The following is a 19,053-nucleotide window of genomic DNA, read 5'->3' on the forward strand; positions in this document are numbered from 1 at the left end:
GGGTGCCCTAGCCTGAGGGGGCACCGTCGCATCCGACGCATCGAAAGGCACCTCCCGTGGAAATCCGTATCGGCCTCGTCAACACCGCCCGCGAGCTCTCCTTCAGCACCAAGCAGTCCCCCGAGGAGGTCCAGGAGACCGTCGCCGCCGCCGTCCGCGACTCCTCGCCGTTCATCTCGTTCACCGACGAGAAGGGCGCCACCCACCTCGCCGTCACCGCCCACCTCGCCTACGTGGAGCTCGGCAGCGCCGACGCCCCGCGCATCGGCTTCGTCCGCTAGCCCGAAGCCCGTGGAGCTCCTGTTCGTCGCGCTCTTCGGCGCCCTCATCGGCCTCGTCGCGCGCTACGCGCTCCCCCGCCGCGCCACGCACGGCGCGCTGCTGATCCCCGCCGCGGGCACGATCGCGGCCATGGTCGCGTGGGTCGTGCTCACCTGGGCGGGCCTCCGCTGGGATCAGGGCGTCATCTGGATCGCGACGCTCGCGGTCTCGGCGCTCGTCGCGGCGGGCGTCGACCTCGTGGTGGGACGTCGGCGCTCCGCCGCGGACGCCCGCGACCTGGCCGCCATCGGCGGCTGACGACACCCGCACGACACCACGCCCGGTCCCCTCGAGGGGCCGGGCGTCGTCGTGTGCCGGGCCGGGCGGCGGCGCGCGTCAGGCCGTGAGGCCGAGCGCGTCCATCCGCCGGGTGTGCGCCGTGATGATCCCCGCGAACACGGGCTCGAGGTGCACGCGCGCGTCGTCCGGGTCGGCGAGGGACGCGCGCATGGCCGTCCCCGCGACGAGCAGCGTGTCGCCGACGAGGCGACGGCCCCACATGGCCAGGCGCGAGGCGAGGCGCGGGTCCAGGCGGATCCCGGCGCGCACCGCGTCGACGATCCCCTGCTGCCCCACGCCCGACGAGAGCAGCACGACGACGCGCTGGCGCTGGTCCGACGGGAGCCCGGAGGCGAGGCGCACGAAGAAGTCGTCGAGCAGGCCCGTGGTGATGTACGCGGAGAGCAGGCACTCGTACCAGTCGGCGCCCGCGACGGTGGCGGTGAAGCGGTCGAACGCGGCGCGGTGCGGCTCCATCACGACGCTGGGGTCGCCGTCGAGCCGCTTGATCTCCGCGGCGAGCGCCTGGTGCTTGCCGAGCGCGATGCCGGCGGCCGTCGACACGGCCTCCTTGCCGGCGAGGTCCGGCGCCTCCGCGACCGCGCGCGACAGGGTCTCGAAGACCGTCAGCTGCAGGTACGCGACGGCGCCGAGGAAGCGCAGGGTGTCGGGCGAGAAGTCGTCCACGCTCACGGTCGTCGCCGAGGCTCGACGCTTCGACTCGCCGCGGGACCGGACCCGGGGCGCCTCGATCGTCGTCGACCGGCGTCCGAACATCTTGAGCACGTGGCCAGTGTAAAGGGCGGCGGAGGGGGCGCCCGGGCCCCGGCCCGCTAAACTCGCCCGTGGTCCCTCATCGGAAGGGCCCCATCGCGCCCGCAGAGAAGCAGTCCGGGCGTGGACCGCACCGCTAGACAGGGCACAACGTGACTTTCACCGAACTGAACATCGACGAGGACATGGTGCAGGCGCTCGCCGACCACGGCATCCTCGAACCCTTCCCCATCCAGGAGCAGACCATCCCCCTGGCCCTCTCCGGCCAGGACATCATCGGCCAGGCCAAGACGGGCACCGGCAAGACCTTCGGCTTCGGCCTCCCGCTCATCCAGCGGCTCGGCCTCACGCCCGAGCCCGGCGTGCAGGCGCTCGTGGTCGTGCCGACGCGCGAGCTCGCCGTCCAGGTCACCGAGGACCTCCAGATCGCCACCGCGAACCGCGCCACCACCGTCGTCTCCATCTACGGCGGCAAGGCGTACGAGGGGCAGATCGAGCAGCTCAAGGCCGGGGCGCAGATCGTCGTCGGCACCCCGGGCCGCCTCCTCGACCTCGTGGGCCAGCGCCTGCTCTCGCTCCAGGGCGTGCGCGAGATGGTGCTCGACGAGGCCGACAAGATGCTCGACCTCGGCTTCCTCTCGGACATCGAGAAGCTGTTCGCGCAGACGCCGGCCGTGCGCCACACCATGCTGTTCTCGGCCACCATGCCGGGCCCGATCGTGGCGCTCGCCCGCCGCTTCATGACGAAGCCGATCCACATCCGCGCGACGGACCCCGACGAGGGCCTCATGCAGGCGAACATCCGCCACCTCGTCTACCGCGCGCACAACATGGACAAGGACGAGGTCATCGGCCGCATCCTCCAGGCCGAGGGCCGCGGCAAGACCGTGATCTTCACGCGCACCAAGCGCGCCGCCGCCCGCCTCGTCGAGGAGCTCAACGACCGCGGCTTCAACGCCGCCGCCGTGCACGGCGACCTCAACCAGGAGCAGCGCGAGCGCGCCATGGCCGCGTTCAAGGCCGGCAAGAAGGACATCCTCATCGCCACCGACGTGGCGGCGCGCGGCATCGACGTGCTCGACGTCACCCACGTGATCAACCACACCATCCCCGAGGACGACAAGGCGTACCTGCACCGCGTCGGCCGCACGGGCCGCGCGGGCAAGACCGGCATCGCGGTCACGTTCGTCGACTGGGACGACCTGCACAAGTGGGCGCTCATCAACCGAGCCCTCGAGTTCGGCCAGCCGGAGCCGACGGAGACGTACTCGTCCTCGCCGCACCTCTACACCGACCTCGACATCCCGGCCGGATCCAAGGGCCGCCTCCGCGCGACCCCCACGGTCAACCCCGACGGCACCCCGCGCGAGCGCCCGGGCAGCCGCGGCTCCGACTCGGGCCGCGACGGCGGACGCGGCGGGCGTGACGGCGGACGCGGCGGCGACCGCGGCGGGAGCCGTGACGGCGGCCGATCGAGCGGCGGCGACCGCTCCGGCTCCGGCGACCGCGACCGCTCGCGCAGCCGCAGCACGTCGACCCCCACGGCCACGTCCCCCGCCGAGGCCACCGCGTCCATCGGCAGCGAGCAGCCGAACACGGCGGGCGGCCACGACGCGCCCCACGCCGACGGCCAGACCCGCCCGCGCTCGCGCAACCGGCGCCGCCGCTCGGGCGGCGACCGCCCGACCGCCACGGCCTAGCGCCGGGCGCAGCGCGCACGAAGAGGGGGCCGCATCCATCGGATGCGGCCCCCTCTTTCCTGCCCGGTCCGCGCGACGGCCGGCTCCCTGATCAGGCCGCGGGCACGGGCACGACGGGCGCCCAGCCCGTGGCGCGCTCGACGATGCGCGCGAGCACCGCGGGATCCGTGCTGTTCTCCGCGAGCCGGTTCGGCTTCCCGTCGCCGTGGTAGTCGCTGGATCCCGTCACCTCGAGCCCGAACCGCTCCGCCAGCTCCGTGAGGCGCACGCGGGAGGCGGGCGGGTTGTCGCGGTGCCGCACCTCGAGGCCGAAGAGCCCCGCGGCGACGAGCGCGGACATGCGCGAGTCCGACAGCACGCGCTCCGGCCCGCGGGCGCCCGGGTGGGCGAGGACGGCCAGGCCGCCCGCCGCGGTGATCAGCTCGACGCCGAGGATCGGATCCGGCGCGTAGTGCGGACGGTAGTAGCCGCCCTGCCAGTGCAGGATGCTCTCGAACGCCGCCGTGCGCGTCGGCACGTGCCCGCGGGCGACGAGCGCGTCGGCGATGTGCGGCCGGCCGATGGTGCTGCCGGGCGTCGTCTGCGCGAGCACGTCGGCCCACGTCAGGTCGTAGTCGCGGGAGATGCGGCCCACCATCGCCTCGGCGCGGGTCATCCGCTCGGAGCGGACGCGGGCGGTCATGGCCATGAGATCCGCGTCCTCGGGATCGAAGAGGTACGCGAGGACGTGCACGCTCGCGTACTCCAGCTGCGTGCTCATCTCCATGCCCGGGACGAGCTCGATGCCGTGCGCGAGGGCCGCGGCGGAGGCGTCGGCCCAGCCGGCGGTCGAGTCGTGGTCGGTCAGCGCCACGGCCGACAGGCCCTGCGCGGCGGCCTGCGCGACGAGCTCCGCGGGCGTCTCGGTGCCGTCCGACACGGAGCTGTGCGTGTGCAGGTCGATGGGACCCCGCTGCTCGTCCGGCATCCCGCCATCCTACGCGGCGGCCCCCGGCGCCCCGGCCGGCCGGGACCCGCGGCGGCGCTCTCCCAGAGAGCCGCCATAGTGTGGTGGACGTCATGGGTCGGGTCGTCGGAGCAGCAGTCATCCTCATCACGGCCGCAGGACTCCTCGTCGTCACGTGGCCGCAGCTGCTCGGCCTGGAGCAGACGTACCTCGTCACCCACGCCGTCGCCATCCGCGGGGGCCTCGTCGCCGCGGCGGCCGCCGTCCTGGTGCTGACCCTCGTCCTCTGCCTCGCGATCCGCCCCGGCCGCCGGCTGCTCGGCAGCATCGCCGTGCTGCTCGTGGTCTTCATCGGCGCGAACTCCGCCGTGCTGGCCACGCGCGGCCTCGGCGACACCGCCTTCCAGGAGGCGCAGGACGACGACGTCACCGTGCTCTCGTGGAACACGCTCGGCGGCGCGACGGGCGCGCGGGCGGTCGCCGACCTCGCCATCGAGTCCGGGGCCGACGTCATCACGCTCCCCGAGACGCGCGAGGAGACCGGGGCGGAGATCGCCGTCCTCATGCGCGACGCGGGCCGGCCGATGTGGGTCCGCACCGCCGCGTTCGACGACGTGGCCGCGGCCCGCTCCACCACCATCCTCATCAGCGCGGCCTACGGCGACTACCGGATGGACGAGTCGCGCGGCACCACGAGCGTGCTACCCACGGTCATCATGGAGCCGGTCGACGGCAACGGCCCCGTCATCATGGCCGTGCACCCCGTCTCCCCTATCCCGGAGCAGATGGACAACTGGCGCGCGGACCTCGCCTGGCTCGGGAAGCGCTGCGACGAGGGCAACGTGATCATCGCGGGCGACTTCAACGCCACGCTCGACCACATGAGCCGGTACGGCGGCACGCCCACCGAGCGCGACCAGGTCACCGACCTCGGGCAGTGCGTGGACGCGGCGCGCGCCTCGGGGAACGGCGCGGTCGGAACCTGGCCCACGGGCCTCCCCGCGCTCCTCGGCACGCCGATCGACCACATCATGGCGACGCCCGGCTGGGCGGTCACGGGCTTCCGCGTCGTCGAGGACCGCGACGGCGCCGGGAGCGACCACCGCCCGATCATCGCGCAGCTGACACCTCTCCGCTGACCCCGCACAGGTCGCGAGGCCATCGCGCGGCTGACGCCCCTCCGCTGACCCGACCCGCGCCCCGCCTCCGCCGTGCGCGCAGGTGGGATGATCGACGGATGGCCGAGAACACCGACACCGCGTCCGAGACCGCCCCCGCCGACATCGCCGCCGACCCGGCCGCGCCGCTGGCCACGACCGAGACCGCGGCCCCCGCGGTGGCCGCTCCCGCCGGGACCCCGGCGCCCGGATCCGGCGACGCCCCCGTCCCCCGCGCCACCTCCAACCGCAGCACCACGCCCGCGAGCACCGCGTTCAGCGACTTCGTCTCCACGAACTGGGCCGACCGCGAGGAGGTCGACCCGCCGGCCCGCGAGCAGGCCCCGTACGCCGCCGATCGCCGTCGCCGCCTCTCCGCGCTCCACGTCGGCACGCGCCTCGTGATCCCCGCGGGCCGCCTGAAGCAGCGCAGCAACGACACCGACTACCCGTTCCGCGCCCACTCGGCCTTCGCCCACCTCACCGGCTGGGCCGCCGACAGCGAGCCCGGCGCGGTCCTCGTCCTCGAGCCCGTGGCGGACGGATCCGCCGCCGACGGATCCGCGCACGAGGCCACCCTCTACTTCCGCGAGCGCGCCGGCCGCGACAGCGACGAGTTCTACGCCAACGCCGAGATCGGCGAGTTCTGGATCGGCCCGCGCCCCTCGCTCCGCCAGGTCGCGGCCGACCTCGGCATCGCCACCGCGCCCCTCGCCGACGTCGACGCCGCCATCGCCGCCGCAGGTCCCGTGCGCGTGATCCGCGAGGCCGACGCCGCCATCGCCGCCCGCGTCGACGCCGCCCGCGCCGCCGCGACCGCCACCGCCGACGACGACGCGACCGACCAGGACCCCGCCGACGGCGACGCCCTCCTCGCCCGCGACGCCTCCGAGCTCCGCCTCGTCAAGGACGCCTACGAGATCGCCCAGATGCGCGAAGCGGTCGACACCACCGGCCGCGGCTTCTCCGACGTGATCGCCGACATGCCCTCCGTCGTCGCGCACGCGCGCGGCGAGCGCGTCGTCGAGGGCGTCTTCAACGCGCGCGCCCGGGCCGACGGCAACGCGGTCGGCTACGACACCATCGCGGCGTCCGGCCCGCACGCCTGCATCCTGCACTGGACCCGCAACGACGGCCGCGTGCTGCCGGGCGACCTGATCCTCATCGACGCCGGCGTGGAGCTCGACAGCCTGTACACGGCTGACATCACCCGCACGCTCCCCGTCTCGGGCACCTTCACCGACGTCCAGCGCGAGGTCTACGAGGCCGTGCGCGAGGCGGCCGACGCCGCCCTCGCGATCGTGCGCCCCGGGATCCGCTTCCGCGAGGTGCACGCCGCGGCGATGCAGGTCATCGCGCGGAAGGCCGCCGACTGGGGCATGCTCCCCGTCACCGCGGAGGAGGCGCTCGAGGCCGACAACCAGCACCACCGCCGGTACATGGTCCACGGCACGAGCCACCACCTCGGCCTCGACGTGCACGACTGCGCGCAGGCCCGCCGCGACATGTACATCGACGGGATCGTGGAGGCCGGCATGGTCTTCACGATCGAGCCCGGCCTGTACTTCCAGCCCGACGACCTCACCGTGCCGGAGCGCTTCCGCGGCATCGGCGTGCGCATCGAGGACGACGTCCTCGTCACGCGCGACGGGGCCGAGAACCTGTCCGCGGGGATCCCCCGCACGGCCGACGAGGTCGAGGAGTGGATGGCCGGACGCGCGTAGCCGCCGCGGCGGGCGGGCGCGCGGGGCTCAGGCCCCCGCCGTGCCCTGCTCGCCCACCGGTCGATCGGTCGACGTCGGGGGCGCGGTCGGCTCGGGGGCGTCTGAAGCGCCCGGCTCGGGCACGCGCTCCCCGTACGGGCCGGCGGGACCCGCCACGGGCGGCGCGGCCGGCGGCGGCGTGGCGACCACGGGCTCTCCGTAGACCGACGTGCCGACTCCGCCGATGCCGAGCACGTTCCGCGCGCGGTGCAGCGAGTCCGGGTCGACGACGACGGAGTAGCTCGTGGCGGTGACCTGCATCACCGACGTGAAGTCGCGACGGCGGCGCGTGATGCTGTAGCTGACGATCCCGTAGATGGCGCCGAAGCCGACGCCGATGATGACCGCGCCGACGACGAACGAGAGGTTCGGCACGGGCGAGAAGAGGAACGTGACGAGGCCCAGGAACAGGCCGAGCCACGCGCCGCTCGCGGCCCCCGCGACGGCCGCCCGGGCGGAGGTGAGCTTGCCCGTGACCCGCTCGACGCTCGTCAGCTCGTTGCCGACGATGCTCACCTGCGTCACCGGGAAGTCCGCCTCGGCGAGCGTGACGACGGCCTTCTGCGCCTCGTCGTACGTCTCGTAGGTGGCGACGGGCTCCCCCTTCGGCAGCTTCGGCATGCGGGCACGGGAGGAGCGTCCGAGGAGGGGGTTGGTCACCGGTCCAGTGTTCCACGGGGTGCCGGGCGGCCGCTGGGCGAGCGACTAGATTGACTCTGTGAGCGCCTCCCGAGTCTTCGTCGCCCGGCTCGCCGGGTGCAGCGTGTTCGACCCCGCAGGAGACCGCGTCGGGCGCGTCCGCGACGTGCTCGTCGTCTACCGCAAGGACGACCCGCCGCGCGTCGTGGGCCTCATCGTCGAGATCCCCGGCAAGCGCCGCGTCTTCCTCTCCATCGGCCGCGTCACGAGCATCGGCTCGGGGCAGATCATCACCACGGGCCTCATCAACCTGCGCCGCTTCGAGCAGCGCGGCGGCGAGGTGCGCGTCATCGCGGAGATCCTCGGGCGTCGCGTGAGCATGCGCGACGGATCCGGCACCGCCGTCATCGAGGACGTCGCCATCGAGGAGTCCGGCCAGGCCGAGTGGGAGGTCTCGCAGCTCTTCTGCCGCCGGCCGCGCACGAGCCCCTCCCCCTTCGCCAAGGGCGCGACGATCTTCGCCCGCTGGGACGAGGTCGCGGAGCTGCAGGACGAGGGCGTGGCGCAGTCCGCGTCCCAGTTCCTCGCCGCCTACTCCGACCTGCTGCCCGCCGACCTCGCCAACACGCTCCTCGACCTGCCGCAGGCCCGCCGCCTCGAGGTCGCCGAGGAGCTGCCGGACGCGCGCCTCGCCGACGTGCTCGAGGAGATGCCGGAGTCCGAGCAGGTGGAGATCATGGCCACGCTCGACGACGACCGCGCGGCCGACGTGCTCGACCAGATGCAGCCGGACGACGCGGCCGACCTCATCGCGCAGCTCTCCGAGGAGCGCGGCGAGGCGCTGCTCGAGCTGATGCAGCCGGAGGAGGCGGACGACGTCCGCATGCTCCTCAGCTACGCGCCGGACACCGCGGGCGGCCTCATGACCACGGATCCCGTCATCGTCTCCGGCGACGCCACCGTCGCGGAGGGTCTCGCCCTCATCCGCCGCCACGAGCTCGCGCCCACGCTCGGCGCCGCCGTCTGCGTGACGCTGCCCCCGTACGAGCCGCCCACCGGCCGCTTCCTCGGCATGGTGCACTTCCAGCGGATGCTGCGCTACCCGCCGCACGAGCGCCTCGGCACCCTGCTCGACCAGGGCCTGGAACCCGTGCGCGCGGACACGAGCGCGGCCGAGGTGTCGCGCATCATGGCGAGCTACAACCTCGTCTCGGTGCCCGTTGTGGACGAGAACCACCGCCTGGTCGGCGTCGTCACCATCGACGACGTGCTCGACCACCTCCTGCCGGACGACTGGCGCAGCGCCGACGCGGAGCGCGAGACCCGCAAGCGCGCCACCGCCCGCTTCCACGGCACGGCCACGGCCGCCATCCCCACCGCAGGACCCGCACGAGGACGGAGGATCCCCCGTGGCACGGCAGAGTAACCGCGACGTCCGGCTGGACGCCCCCAAGGGCCTCCGCACGACCGTCCTCCCGATGCGCAACCGCGCGAGCCGCGACCGGTTCGGCCGCTTCACCGAGTCCATCGCGCGCGGCATGGGCACGCCGTGGTTCCTCCTCGGCCTCACGGCGTTCTGCCTCGTGTGGATCGGCTACAACACGTACGGCCCCGAGTCGGCGCGCTTCGACTCCGCCGCGCTCGGCTTCACGGCGCTCACGCTGATCCTGTCGCTGCAGGCCTCGTACGCCGCGCCGCTCATCCTGCTCGCGCAGAACCGGCAGGACGACCGCGACCGCGTGCAGATCGAGCAGGACCGCCAGCGCGCCGAGCGGAACGTCGCCGACGTCGAGTACCTCGCCCGCGAGGTCGTGTCGCTCCGCCTGCAGATGAAGGACGTCGCGTCGAAGGACTTCATCCGCGCCGAGCTCCGCCAGCTCCTGGAGGAGCTCGACCGCCGCGACGACCCCGAGGCGGACGACGCCGAGACCGAGGGCCGCCGCAGGACGCATGGCCGCTGAGGCCGCGGTCCCGGGGCCGCTGACGGCGGACGCCGTGCGGCGGGCGCTCGCCCGCGTGGTGGATCCCGAGATCCGCCGTCCCATCACCGAGCTCGACATGGTCTCCGACGTCCGGATCGAGGACGGCGGCGTGGCGCTCGTGGACATCGCGTTGACGATCGTCGGCTGCCCGGCCGCGACCTCGATCGAGCGCGACGTGCGCGAGACCGTCGAGGCCGTCCCGGGCGTCGCGCGGCTCGAGCTCACGGTCGGCGTGATGAGCCCCGAGCGGCGCCGCGCGCTCACCGAGCGGCTCCGGGGTCCCGCGGCGCAGCGGGGCATCCCCTTCGGCCCGGACAGCCTCACGCGCGTCTACGCCGTGACGAGCGGCAAGGGCGGCGTCGGCAAGTCCACGCTCACGGCCAACCTCGCGGTCGCGCTCGCGGCGAAGGGCCTCGCTGTCGGCCTCGTCGACGCGGACGTGCACGGGTTCTCGATCCCGGGGATCCTCGGCCTCGTGGGCGCCGACGGCCGCACCGCGCAGCCCACCCGGGTGGGCGACATGATCCTGCCCCCCGTCGCGCACGGCGTGAAGGTCATCTCCATCGGCATGTTCCTCGATCCCGACGCCACCGGCGGCACGGCCGTGTCCTGGCGCGGGCCCATGCTGCACCGCACGATCCAGCAGTTCCTCACCGACGTCTTCTTCGGCGACCTCGACGTGCTGCTGCTCGACCTGCCGCCGGGCACGGGCGACGTCGCGATCACGGTCGGCCAGCTCCTGCCGAACGCGGAGGTGCTCGTCGTCACGACCCCGCAGCCGGCCGCCGCCGACGTGGCCGAGCGCAGCGGCCTGGTCGCCCGGCAGACGGGCCAGCGCGTCGCCGGCGTCGTCGAGAACATGGCCGGCTTCGCGCAGCCCGACGGATCCGTGCTGGAGCTGTTCGGCGCGGGCGGCGGCGCGGAGGTCGCGCGTCGCCTCTCCGCGGGCCAGGACGAGCGGGTGCCGCTCCTCGCGAGCGTGCCGCTCAGCGTGTCCCTGCGCGAGGGCGGCGACGCGGGGGCGCCGCTCGTGCTCGCGGCGCCGACGGATCCCGCCGCGGTGCAGATCCTGCGCGTCGCGGACCACCTGGCCTCGCGCGGCCGCGGTCTCGCGGGCCGGCGGCTCGGGCTGTCGGTCTCCTAGGCGCCGCGCCCGCGTCGCACCGGTCGACGACCCCACGACGCACGAGGAGGACGGCAGCCCGCGGGCTGCCGTCCTCCTCGTGCGCGGTGCGCGTGCTGCCTAGACGTGGCTGCGGTGCGTGCGCGTGGGCACCGAGCGGTAGCCGTCGCGCGCGGTGACGACGACGGTGCCGGCGATGGCGGAGACGGAGAGGGCGGCGACGGCGATGAGGAAGACGGTCATGGTGGTGCTCCTGCGGGAAGGCGGATGGCGGCGCATTCCGCCGCACCTCCATGGGACCACCGCAGAACGTTCAGGACAAGCTCATAGTCCTTGCCTGGCTGTGTAGCCTGGCTACATGGACATCCGTCGCCTCGAGCTCCTCCGCGAGCTGGCCGACCGCGGCAGCGTGGGCGCCGTCGCCCGCGCCGCCGGCCGCACCCCCTCCGCCGTCTCGCAGCAGCTCAAGGTGCTCGAGCGCGAGGCCGGCGTGCCGCTCACCGAGCGCTCCGGTCGCGGGATCGTGCTGACCGACGCCGGCCGCGCGCTCGCCCGGACCGCGACCGACATCGCCGTCGCGGTCGCCCGCGCCGAGGCGCTGTGGGAGGACTTCCGGCACCAGCCGTCCGGCGAGGTCACGCTCGCCACGTTCCCCACCGCGGCGCAGATGCTGCTGCCCGGGCTCCTCGACCGCGTCGCCGGGATCCCGGACCTCACGCTGCGGGCCAGCGACCGGGATCCGGCGTCCCGCGCGTTCGCCGACCTCACCGCCGACTTCGACGTCGTCCTCGCGCACTCGCTCGCGGGCGCCGGCACCTGGCGCGGTCTCGGCCTCGTGATCGTGCCGCTCATGGTGGAGCCGCTCGACGTCGCCATGCCCGCGGACCACCGCCTCGCCGGACGGACCTCGGTGAGCCCGGCGGACCTCAGCGGGGAGCCGTGGATCGGGGTGCCGCAGGGGCTGCCCTTCGACCGGATCCTCCTCGACATCGAGCAGGCCGTCGGCGCGCCCGCGCGCGTGGTGCAGCGGTTCAGCGACACGCGCATCACGGAGTCGCTCGTGGCGTCCGGGCACGGCATCGCGCTGCTGCCCCGCTACACGGCGGGCGAGCACGACGGCGTGGTGGTCAAGCGCCTGTCGGGCGTCGCCTCGAAGCGGCACCTGCACGTGCTGCTGCGCCCGGACCGCGCCGAGCGCCCGTCGGTGCGGGCCGTCGTGGACGCGCTCCGCGAGGAGGCGCGGGCGGTGGACGCGCGCTTCAGCGGGAACGGCTGAGGGGTCGCGCGCGAGAGGGGACGACCCGATGGGACGGATCGCGGTCGGGTGACGCGCGTCAGGTGGCCTCGGCGTCGAAGGGCGCGGGCTGCGCCGACGCCGCGGCCGCCTCGCGCTCCAGCCGCTGCCGGCGGGCGATGGTGGTCTCGACGGGGACGCGCGGCTTCGTGACGACGGGCTCGTCCTCGAACAGCGCCTCCTTGATGATGCGGCGCGGGTCGTACTGGCGGGGGTCGAGCTTCTTCCAGTCGACCTCGTCGAACTCCGGCCCCAGCTCGTCGCGCATGCGCTCCCGGGCGCCGGTGGCCATGCGGCGCGCCGCCTTCACCAGGTCCGCGAGCTTCTGGGTGTAGACCGGCAGCCGCTCGGGGCCGAGCAGGAACACGGCGATGATGCCGATGAGCATCAGCTTCTCGAACGTCAGGCCGAACATGATCACAGGCTAGTCGGTCGATGCCCGATCTCCGCCCGCCCGCAGGCTCCCGTCAGCCGAGGGGCCGCATCGGGTCGCCACCGGACACCCGGCCGGTCGGGCGGGTGCCGCCGGGCCGATACCCTGGGGACCCGGAAGAGAGAGGTGCCGCGTGTCCGACCAGGAGACCGGGTGGAAGTTCGCCGAGGACGTCGTCGTCGAGGACGAGCACATCGCCCTGGCGCGCCAGCACTCCCGCGAGCTGGGCATCGAGGCCGTCTCCCCCGCCGTGGGCGCGCAGCTCTCGCTCCTCGCCGCGGCCACGCGCGCCACCAGCGTCATCGAGATCGGCACGGGCGCCGGCGTCTCGGGCCTCTGCATCTTCCGCGGCGCCCCGCGGGCGGTGCTCACCAGCATCGACGTGGAGTTCGACCACCAGCAGGCCGCGCGCGAGATCCTCGCGGACGCGGAGGTGCCCGCCAACCGCGTGCGCCTCATCACGGGCCGCGCGCTCGACGTGCTGCCGCGCATGAGCGACGCGAGCTACGACCTCGTGCTCGTGGACGCGGATCCCGCCCAGGTCATCGAGTACGTGGAGCACGGCCTGCGCCTCGCGCGCACGGGCGGCCTGGTCCTCGTGCCCCACGCCCTCTGGCGCGGCCGAGTGCAGAACCCGGCGGCGCGCGACGCCCAGACGGCCGCGTTCCGCACGCTCGTGCAGGAGACCGCGGGATCCGGGGCGGTCGTCGCGTCGCTCTCCCCCGCGGGCGACGGCCTGCTGCAGATCGCCAAGACCGGGCGCTGACCTCCGCGGCCCGCCCGCCGTGCGCGCCGTCCGCGGCGGGCCCCGCGCAGACGACACCGCCCGCCCCGTCGTCGACGGGGCGGGCGGTGTCGCGTGGTGCGGTCGCGACTAGCTCGCGCTGGTCACCGCGGCGAGAGCGTCGTGAAGCTCCTTCGCTTCGGCGTCGTTGACGGAGACGACGAGTCGTCCGCCACCCTCCAAGGGCACGCGCACGATGATGAGCCTGCCCTCCTTCACGGCCTCCATCGGTCCGTCGCCGGTCCTGGGCTTCATGGCTGCCATTCGGCTCCCCTTTCGTGGATGTGCATCCATTATCCCGCATGGACACGCCCCTCGATGAACGCGCGGCTCCGTGCTACGGCCGACGCGCCCCCGTCCGGCCGTGGAGGGGGCGCGTCGGAGACGCCGCCGGGCGCCGCCGGGACCGGGTCACGGCGGCGTCCAGTCGCCCGAGGTGGCGCGCCAGAAGACGTCGATCCAGATCCACTGGCCGACGATCATGGCGACGATGACGACGACGCGGTACGCGCGCGACCGCGGCACGGCGAGGGCCCCGGCCAGCGGGATCATGGGCAGCAGGAGGCGGAGGACGCTCGACTGCGGGAAGAAGACCGCGAAGAGGTACAGGCCGTAGGACGCGATCCAGATGCGGAGGTCGGGGCCGAGGGCGCGCACGGAGGGGCGCAGGAGGATGAGGACGAAGGCCGCCACGGCGAGGAGGACGGCGAGCACGCCGGCGACCCCGCCGATCCAGAAGTCGCCGGCGTCGAACCACGCCTCGAAGGGCACGAGGTGGCGGTAGCCGACGTAGGCCGCGCGCCAGGAGAGCTCCGTGTCGGTGTAGGCCGAGAACGAGCCCGTGCGGATCCAGGCGATCACCGGCCACGCGGCCCCGGCGGCCACGGCGGCGGTCGTCGCGAGGACGAGCCGGGCGCGCTCCGCGGTCGGGAACGGGTCGCGGCGCGCCGTCTGGATGCGGTAGGCGCCGTGCAGGACCAGCGCCAGCGCGAAGGCGAGGCCGAGGGGACGGGTGAACGCCATGACGACCACGACGGGCGCGAGCAGCACGTAGCGCCGCTCGACCAGGAGCAGCAGGGCGATGAGGAGCAGGAGCGTCTGCAGGCTCTCCGCGTACGCGATCTGGAACAGCGGCGAGACCGGGGCCACGCAGACGATGACCACGGCCATGAGCGCGGACGACGGGGACAGGGAGCGGGACAGGAGGCGGTGCAGCACGAGCACGGCGCCGCCCCCGGCGAGCACCGAGACCGTGACGGCCACGACGTCGAACGGCGCGCCCGTGGCGTCCTGGATGGCGCGCACGATGGCCGGGTAGACGGGCAGGAACGCCCACGGGTTCGACTGCACGTGGCCCGCCGCGTCGACGGGGAGGACGGTCGGGTAGCCGAAGGTCGCGATGTCGCGGTACCAGCCGGCGTCCCAGAACGTCGCGAACTGCAGGTACGAGGGGGACGCGGGGCCCCACGGGGTGCGGATCTGGCTGCGCGCGGCGACGAGCATCAGCACGGTGGTGAGGACGCGGCTGAGCGCGTAGACGCCGAGGACCGCCGCCCACCAGGGCAGGCGCCCGGCGGCTCGCTCATCCGGCAGGTCGAGCCGCGCCGTCCGCCCGACCGGCCGGGTCAGCGCGCCGTCAGCCACGCCCGGAGGCCGCGCTCGCACGACGTGATCTGGGCGACGTCGACGCGCTCGTCGTCGTGGTGGGCGAGGAGCGGATCCCCGGGGCCGTAGTTCACGGCGGGGATGCCCAGCGCGCTGAATCGGGCGACGTCGGTCCAGCCGTACTTGGGGCGCGCCTCGCCGCCGACCGCCGCGAGGAACGGCTGCGCGATCTCGGCGTCGAGGCCCGGGCGCGCGCCCTCCGCGAGGTCGACGACCGTGACCTCGAAGCCGGGGAAAAGCCCCGTGACGTGCTCCACGGCCTCGGCGCCGGATCGGCTGGGGGCGAAGCGGTAGTTGACGTGCACCATGGCCTCGTCGGGGATGACGTTGCCCGCGATGCCGCCCGAGACGCCGACGGCGTTGAGGCCCTCCCGGTAGACGAGGCCGTCGACCTCCACCTCGCGCGCCTCGTACGCGGCCAGGGTGTCGAGCACGGGGGCGATGCGGTGTATGGCGTTCTCGCCCACCCAGGAGCGGGCCGAGTGCGAGCGCTTCCCGAAGGCCCGGACCTCGACTCGGAGGTTGCCGTTGCAGCCGCCCTCGATCTCCGCGCGCGTCGGCTCGCCGAGGATCGCGAAGTCGCCCTCGAGGAGATCCGGGCGGGTGCGCGCGAGGCGGCCGAGCCCGTTGAGGCTGTCGGAGACCTCCTCGTGGTCGTACCAGATCCAGGTGATGTCGTATGCGGGATCCACGAGCTCGGCGGCCAGCACGAGCTGCACGGCGACGCCCGCCTTCATGTCGACGGTGCCGCGGCCCCAGAGGTACTCGACGCCGCCCTCGTGCTCGGTGCGCGTGGGCAGGTTGCGGTTGAGCGGCACGGTGTCGATGTGGCCGGCGATGACGACACGGCGGTCCCGGCCGAGGTGCGTGCGGGCGACGACCGCGTCGCCGTCGCGCACGACCTCGAGGTGCGCGCACCCGGCGAGCGCGCGCTCGATCGCGTCCGCGAGCGGCGCCTCGTCGCCGGAGACCGACTCGATGTCGCAGATCGCGCGGGTGACCTCCACGCTCCCCGCGGTGAGGTCCAGCTCGGGCACGGGAGGCGTCTCGGTCGGCATGCGGATCATCCTAGGTCGGCGGCGGGACGCGGTCCTGAGGAGGACCCGGGACGGCGCGCGGCGATCGGTACGCTGGCCGCATGGCCTCCCCCGCTCCGACCCCGTCCGCCGCGCCCGCCTCCTCTCCCGCCTCCGGATCCGCCTGGGGGTACGGCCTGGCGACGGTCGCCTCCGACGGGACGGTCCTCGACACCTGGTTCCCGGCGCCCGAGCTCGGGTCGCTGCCGGCCGGCCGCGACCGCTGGATCGCGCCGGCCTGGATCGAGGAGCTCGCGGTCGCCGACCCGCGCCGCGGCGTGACGGTCGACATCGTGACCGTCGAGATCGACCTGCAGGCGGCGCCCGCGTCGACGTCCGACGCGTACCTGCGCCTGCACCTGCTCAGCCACCTGCTCGTGGCGCCGAACACGATCTCGCTCGACGGGATCTTCGGCCACCTCCCCATCGTCGTGTGGACCAACGCCGGCCCCGTGCACCCCGACGACTTCGACCGGCTGCGGCCGTCGCTCCAGCGGGCGGGCATCGCCGCGCACGGCGTCGACAAGTTCCCGCGCCTGCTCGACTACGTCACGCCCGACCGCGTGCGCATCGCCGACGCCTCGCGCGTGCGGCTCGGCGCGCACCTGGCGCCCGGCACCACGGTCATGCACGAGGGCTTCGTCAACTTCAACGCCGGCACGCTCGGCTCCTCCATGGTCGAGGGGCGCATCTCGCAGGGCGTCGTCGTGGGCGACGGCTCGGACGTCGGCGGCGGCGCGTCCATCATGGGGACGCTCTCGGGCGGCGGCACCGAGCGGGTCGTCATCGGCGAGCGCGCGCTCCTGGGGGCGAACTCGGGCGTCGGCATCTCGATCGGCGACGACAGCGTCGTGGAGGCGGGCCTCTACGTGACGGCCGGCACCAAGGTCCGGCTCGCGGGCGAGGCCCCCGGCGCCGACGGCACGGTGCCGCAGGTGAAGGCGGTCGAGCTGTCGGGGCGGCCCGGGATCCTGTTCCGCCGCAACTCGCTCACGGGCGCCGTCGAGGCGGTCCCGCGGCGCGGCGGCGGCTCCATCCTCAACGACGCGCTGCACGCCTAGCGCGGGCCGCGCGGACGGACGGCGTCCGGCCTAGCGGCGCAGCCCGCGGCGCCGCGGGGCCGGGGGCGCATCGGCCGCGGGATCGATCCGCAGCACGTCGACCACCACGGCCGTGACGTTGTCGCGGCCGCCGTTCTCCAGCGCGTGCACCACGAGGTCGCGCACGGCCGTGGCCGCGTCGTCGGCGCGCAGCAGGTGCCCGCGGATCTCCGCGTCGGCCAGCTCCTTGGTCAGCCCGTCGGAGCAGACCAGCAGCCGCAGCCGCGCGGTGACCGGCAGCAGCCAGTAGTCCGCCTCGGCGGCGTCGCCCACGCCCACGGCCCGCGTGATGATGTTGCCGTCCGGGTGCCGGTCGGCCTGCGCGCGCGTGATGCGGCCGGCGTCCACCATCTCCTGCACGACCGAGTGGTCGACGGTCACCTGCTCCAGGACGTCGCCGCGCAGCTGGTAGACGCGCGAGTCGCCGACGTTGAAGACGGCCCAGTACGGGCGGTCGGACACGAGGGTGAGGCACGCGCCCGTGACGGTCGTGCCCGCGTGCAGCTCGAGGTCGCCGGTCTCCTCGCGGATGTCGCCGACGGCCAGCTCGAGCGCGGGCTCCACGCCCTCGGGATCCGCGAACCCGGACTCCGCGCGCTCCTGCTCCTCGGCGAGGCGGCGGATGACGGCGTCGCTGGCCACGTCGCCGGCGGCGTGCCCGCCCATGCCGTCCGCCACGGCGAAGTACGGGAGGGCCGCGAGCACGCTGTCCTCGTTGTGGTCGCGGCGGAGGCCGCGGTCGGTCATCGACGCCCAGCCGAGCACGAGCGCGCGGCCGTCGGGGAGGGCGAGGGAGGTCTCGGCGACGTCCGCTCCGATGGCGGTCATCGGGCGGACAGGATCTCGAGGGCGACGCCGTCGCCGATGTCGATGCGCGTGCCGGGCACGACCACGAGCGACTCCCCCGGACGCAGCGCGAGCCGTTCGGCCCCGGGCGCGAGCACGACGGTGCCGTTCGTGGAGTCGAGGTCGGTCACGACGACGACGGCCCCGTCCTGCCGGAGGCCGAGGTGCGTGCCGGAGATCTCGCCGAGAGGCGAGGGCACGGCCACCAGACGCGGGGCGACGCCCCGGACGACGCGCGGCGGGCGCGGGCGGCGGCCGACGATGACGGGAGCGTCGAGCGGGATGCGGTCGGGTGCGGCCGCTTCGGCGTGCGGGACGCCGTCGCGCACGACGCGGAAGGCGTGGACGACGCGCGGGGCGGTCGGGGACTCGTCCGCGGCGGGCGCGGTGGGCATGGCGGCGGTGGGGACGCCGGCGGACCCGGCGCGGGCGGCGGCGTCCCCGCGCGGATCCGCGTCCGCCCGCGCGTGACGGGGACCGCCGGCCGCGGGGTCGGCATCCGGGGCGCCGGCCTCCCTGACGCCGGCGCCGGGGGACGGCGCGGCGACGTCCGCGGGCCCGTCGAGGACCGTGGCGACGAGGGCGGGGTCCACGGGCGCGGGGGCCGCGCGGCGTCCGGACGGCGCGGCGTCACGGGGGTCGGCGTCGGCGGCAGCGGCGCCCCGGGATCGCGCGTCGTCGCGCCGCCAGGCCACCGCATCGGCCGCGACGACGCCGGCCTCCAGCGGGAGGGCCGCCGCCGTCCCCGCCTCGGCCTCGGCCCGCCCGACCCGGTACGCCCGCACCCGGTCGAGCGTGGCCAGGTAGAAGGGCTGCGCCTGCCTGGCGTCGACCCGGCGCGGATCCGCGCCCGCGATGTCCGCGTCGATCACGGCGTCGCCCCGCAGCACCACCTGGAGGCGCGCGCCCTCCGGCGTGCCGGCCTCGTGGACGAGGACGGCGAAGGACGCGATCCCGTCGTCGCCGCGCAGCGGCAGCGCCGCGACGACCGCCTCGGCCGTGACGGCGGGATCCGCGACCACGCGCCAGAGGTCCTCCACGACGCGCGTCGAGGCGCCTGCGGGCAGGAGGACGACGACGTGGGGCGTCACGACCGCGAGCCCGGGGGATCCCGCCGCGGCGGGAGAGGAACGGTGGGAGCCCTCGCTCACGTCATCGGCTCCATCGAGGG

The 19,053-nt window shown here is 74.7% G+C and carries 21 protein-coding genes; 11 read left to right on the plus strand and 10 right to left on the minus strand.

Annotated elements, in window-relative coordinates:
• Positions 1-56 precede the first annotated feature (56 nt).
• The gene (locus FGI33_RS07370) at positions 57-281 is read left to right on the plus strand and encodes a DUF3107 domain-containing protein (protein ID WP_119403222.1); all 225 of its coding nucleotides are present in this window, start codon (positions 57-59) and stop codon (positions 279-281) included.
• A 10-nt stretch (positions 282-291) separates the two neighbouring features.
• The gene (locus FGI33_RS07375; protein WP_119435149.1) at positions 292-579 is read left to right on the plus strand and encodes a hypothetical protein; all 288 of its coding nucleotides are present in this window, start codon (positions 292-294) and stop codon (positions 577-579) included.
• A 78-nt stretch (positions 580-657) separates the two neighbouring features.
• On the opposite strand, the gene FGI33_RS07380 is transcribed toward FGI33_RS07375, so the two are convergent.
• Entirely contained in the window at positions 658-1,293 is a 636-nt protein-coding gene (locus FGI33_RS07380) for a ferritin-like fold-containing protein (protein WP_237581565.1), read from the minus strand.
• Between the two features lie 233 nt (positions 1,294-1,526).
• Here FGI33_RS07380 and FGI33_RS07385 point away from each other — a divergent pair, with 233 nt between their 5' ends.
• Positions 1,527-3,074 (plus strand): DEAD/DEAH box helicase, encoded by a 1,548-nt coding sequence (locus FGI33_RS07385; protein WP_119456587.1) that lies wholly within the window; start codon positions 1,527-1,529, stop codon positions 3,072-3,074.
• A 91-nt stretch (positions 3,075-3,165) separates the two neighbouring features.
• Here FGI33_RS07385 and FGI33_RS07390 read toward each other — a convergent pair whose 3' ends face one another.
• Positions 3,166-4,041: a PHP domain-containing protein gene (locus FGI33_RS07390; RefSeq protein WP_119435501.1), complete on the minus strand. Its 876-nt coding sequence runs from the start codon at positions 4,039-4,041 to the stop codon at positions 3,166-3,168.
• A gap of 92 nt (positions 4,042-4,133) precedes the next feature.
• Between FGI33_RS07390 and FGI33_RS07395 the strand changes: the two genes are divergently transcribed.
• The gene (locus tag FGI33_RS07395) at positions 4,134-5,159 is read left to right on the plus strand and encodes an endonuclease/exonuclease/phosphatase family protein (RefSeq protein WP_119435500.1); all 1,026 of its coding nucleotides are present in this window, start codon (positions 4,134-4,136) and stop codon (positions 5,157-5,159) included.
• Between the two features lie 98 nt (positions 5,160-5,257).
• Positions 5,258-6,901, plus strand: a complete 1,644-nt coding sequence (locus FGI33_RS07400; protein WP_237581566.1) for an aminopeptidase P family protein — start codon at positions 5,258-5,260, stop codon at positions 6,899-6,901.
• A 27-nt stretch (positions 6,902-6,928) separates the two neighbouring features.
• Here FGI33_RS07400 and FGI33_RS07405 read toward each other — a convergent pair whose 3' ends face one another.
• Positions 6,929-7,600, minus strand: coding sequence for a YflT domain-containing protein (locus tag FGI33_RS07405; RefSeq protein ID WP_237581568.1), 672 nt, complete (start codon positions 7,598-7,600; stop codon positions 6,929-6,931).
• Between the two features lie 58 nt (positions 7,601-7,658).
• Between FGI33_RS07405 and FGI33_RS07410 the strand changes: the two genes are divergently transcribed.
• From FGI33_RS07410 to FGI33_RS07420, 3 genes are read left to right on the plus strand one after another with little or no spacing between them, the layout of a single operon-like run.
• Positions 7,659-9,005: a magnesium transporter MgtE N-terminal domain-containing protein gene (locus tag FGI33_RS07410; protein WP_119435236.1), complete on the plus strand. Its 1,347-nt coding sequence runs from the start codon at positions 7,659-7,661 to the stop codon at positions 9,003-9,005.
• Positions 8,989-9,540 (plus strand): DUF1003 domain-containing protein, encoded by a 552-nt coding sequence (locus FGI33_RS07415; protein ID WP_119435235.1) that lies wholly within the window; start codon positions 8,989-8,991, stop codon positions 9,538-9,540. Before FGI33_RS07410 ends, FGI33_RS07415 begins: the two co-directional genes overlap by 17 nt.
• On the plus strand, positions 9,530-10,705 hold the full coding sequence (locus FGI33_RS07420) for an Mrp/NBP35 family ATP-binding protein (protein WP_237581569.1): 1,176 nt from the start codon (positions 9,530-9,532) through the stop codon (positions 10,703-10,705). Before FGI33_RS07415 ends, FGI33_RS07420 begins: the two co-directional genes overlap by 11 nt.
• Positions 10,706-10,804: 99 nt before the next feature.
• Here the strand turns inward: FGI33_RS07420 and FGI33_RS15475 are convergent, their stop codons facing one another.
• Positions 10,805-10,927: a hypothetical protein gene (locus FGI33_RS15475; RefSeq protein ID WP_259336535.1), complete on the minus strand. Its 123-nt coding sequence runs from the start codon at positions 10,925-10,927 to the stop codon at positions 10,805-10,807.
• Between the two features lie 115 nt (positions 10,928-11,042).
• Here FGI33_RS15475 and FGI33_RS07425 point away from each other — a divergent pair, with 115 nt between their 5' ends.
• The gene (locus tag FGI33_RS07425; RefSeq protein ID WP_119434599.1) at positions 11,043-11,960 is read left to right on the plus strand and encodes a LysR family transcriptional regulator; all 918 of its coding nucleotides are present in this window, start codon (positions 11,043-11,045) and stop codon (positions 11,958-11,960) included.
• Between the two features lie 58 nt (positions 11,961-12,018).
• Here FGI33_RS07425 and FGI33_RS07430 read toward each other — a convergent pair whose 3' ends face one another.
• Positions 12,019-12,393: a twin-arginine translocase TatA/TatE family subunit gene (locus FGI33_RS07430; protein WP_012037868.1), complete on the minus strand. Its 375-nt coding sequence runs from the start codon at positions 12,391-12,393 to the stop codon at positions 12,019-12,021.
• A 151-nt stretch (positions 12,394-12,544) separates the two neighbouring features.
• Between FGI33_RS07430 and FGI33_RS07435 the strand changes: the two genes are divergently transcribed.
• Complete coding sequence (locus FGI33_RS07435) at positions 12,545-13,177, plus strand: O-methyltransferase (protein ID WP_043587585.1); 633 nt, start codon at positions 12,545-12,547, stop codon at positions 13,175-13,177.
• Between the two features lie 108 nt (positions 13,178-13,285).
• Here FGI33_RS07435 and FGI33_RS07440 read toward each other — a convergent pair whose 3' ends face one another.
• From FGI33_RS07440 to dapE, 3 genes are all read right to left on the minus strand, one after another.
• Positions 13,286-13,459, minus strand: coding sequence for a DUF3117 domain-containing protein (locus FGI33_RS07440; protein WP_012037866.1), 174 nt, complete (start codon positions 13,457-13,459; stop codon positions 13,286-13,288).
• Positions 13,460-13,606: 147 nt separating this feature from the next.
• Positions 13,607-14,839: a hypothetical protein gene (locus tag FGI33_RS07445; protein ID WP_119434602.1), complete on the minus strand. Its 1,233-nt coding sequence runs from the start codon at positions 14,837-14,839 to the stop codon at positions 13,607-13,609.
• Positions 14,821-15,918, minus strand: coding sequence for a succinyl-diaminopimelate desuccinylase (gene dapE / locus FGI33_RS07450; RefSeq protein WP_119434600.1), 1,098 nt, complete (start codon positions 15,916-15,918; stop codon positions 14,821-14,823). Before dapE ends, FGI33_RS07445 begins: the two co-directional genes overlap by 19 nt.
• A gap of 80 nt (positions 15,919-15,998) precedes the next feature.
• Between dapE and dapD the strand changes: the two genes are divergently transcribed.
• Entirely contained in the window at positions 15,999-16,997 is a 999-nt protein-coding gene (gene dapD, locus FGI33_RS07455) for a 2,3,4,5-tetrahydropyridine-2,6-dicarboxylate N-succinyltransferase (protein ID WP_119434601.1), read from the plus strand.
• A 30-nt stretch (positions 16,998-17,027) separates the two neighbouring features.
• Here dapD and FGI33_RS07460 read toward each other — a convergent pair whose 3' ends face one another.
• Together FGI33_RS07460 and FGI33_RS07465 are read right to left on the minus strand one after the other, a co-directional pair.
• Positions 17,028-17,864: a PP2C family protein-serine/threonine phosphatase gene (locus tag FGI33_RS07460; RefSeq protein WP_119435695.1), complete on the minus strand. Its 837-nt coding sequence runs from the start codon at positions 17,862-17,864 to the stop codon at positions 17,028-17,030.
• On the minus strand, positions 17,861-19,033 hold the full coding sequence (locus tag FGI33_RS07465; RefSeq protein ID WP_237581571.1) for an FHA domain-containing protein: 1,173 nt from the start codon (positions 19,031-19,033) through the stop codon (positions 17,861-17,863). The genes FGI33_RS07460 and FGI33_RS07465 overlap by 4 nt, the downstream gene beginning before the upstream one ends.
• Positions 19,034-19,053 lie beyond the last annotated feature (20 nt).

It is taken from the genome of Clavibacter phaseoli, from assembly GCF_021922925.1.
Lineage (GTDB): Bacteria > Actinomycetota > Actinomycetes > Actinomycetales > Microbacteriaceae > Clavibacter > Clavibacter phaseoli.

Bases quoted from the DNA above. Each gene is read 5' to 3' on its own strand.
- FGI33_RS07390 (WP_119435501.1), bottom strand. From the start codon at position 4,041: ATGCCGGACGAGCAGCGGGGTCCCATCGACCTGCACACGCACAGCTCC.
- FGI33_RS07395 (WP_119435500.1), top strand. From the start codon at position 4,134: ATGGGTCGGGTCGTCGGAGCAGCAGTCATCCTCATCACGGCCGCAGGA.
- FGI33_RS07400 (WP_237581566.1), top strand. From the start codon at position 5,258: ATGGCCGAGAACACCGACACCGCGTCCGAGACCGCCCCCGCCGACATC.
- FGI33_RS07420 (WP_237581569.1), top strand. From the start codon at position 9,530: ATGGCCGCTGAGGCCGCGGTCCCGGGGCCGCTGACGGCGGACGCCGTG.
- FGI33_RS15475 (WP_259336535.1), bottom strand. From the start codon at position 10,927: ATGACCGTCTTCCTCATCGCCGTCGCCGCCCTCTCCGTCTCCGCCATC.
- FGI33_RS07425 (WP_119434599.1), top strand. From the start codon at position 11,043: ATGGACATCCGTCGCCTCGAGCTCCTCCGCGAGCTGGCCGACCGCGGC.
- FGI33_RS07430 (WP_012037868.1), bottom strand. From the start codon at position 12,393: ATGTTCGGCCTGACGTTCGAGAAGCTGATGCTCATCGGCATCATCGCC.
- FGI33_RS07440 (WP_012037866.1), bottom strand. From the start codon at position 13,459: ATGGCAGCCATGAAGCCCAGGACCGGCGACGGACCGATGGAGGCCGTG.
- dapE (WP_119434600.1), bottom strand. From the start codon at position 15,918: ATGCCGACCGAGACGCCTCCCGTGCCCGAGCTGGACCTCACCGCGGGG.
- dapD (WP_119434601.1), top strand. From the start codon at position 15,999: ATGGCCTCCCCCGCTCCGACCCCGTCCGCCGCGCCCGCCTCCTCTCCC.
- FGI33_RS07460 (WP_119435695.1), bottom strand. From the start codon at position 17,864: ATGACCGCCATCGGAGCGGACGTCGCCGAGACCTCCCTCGCCCTCCCC.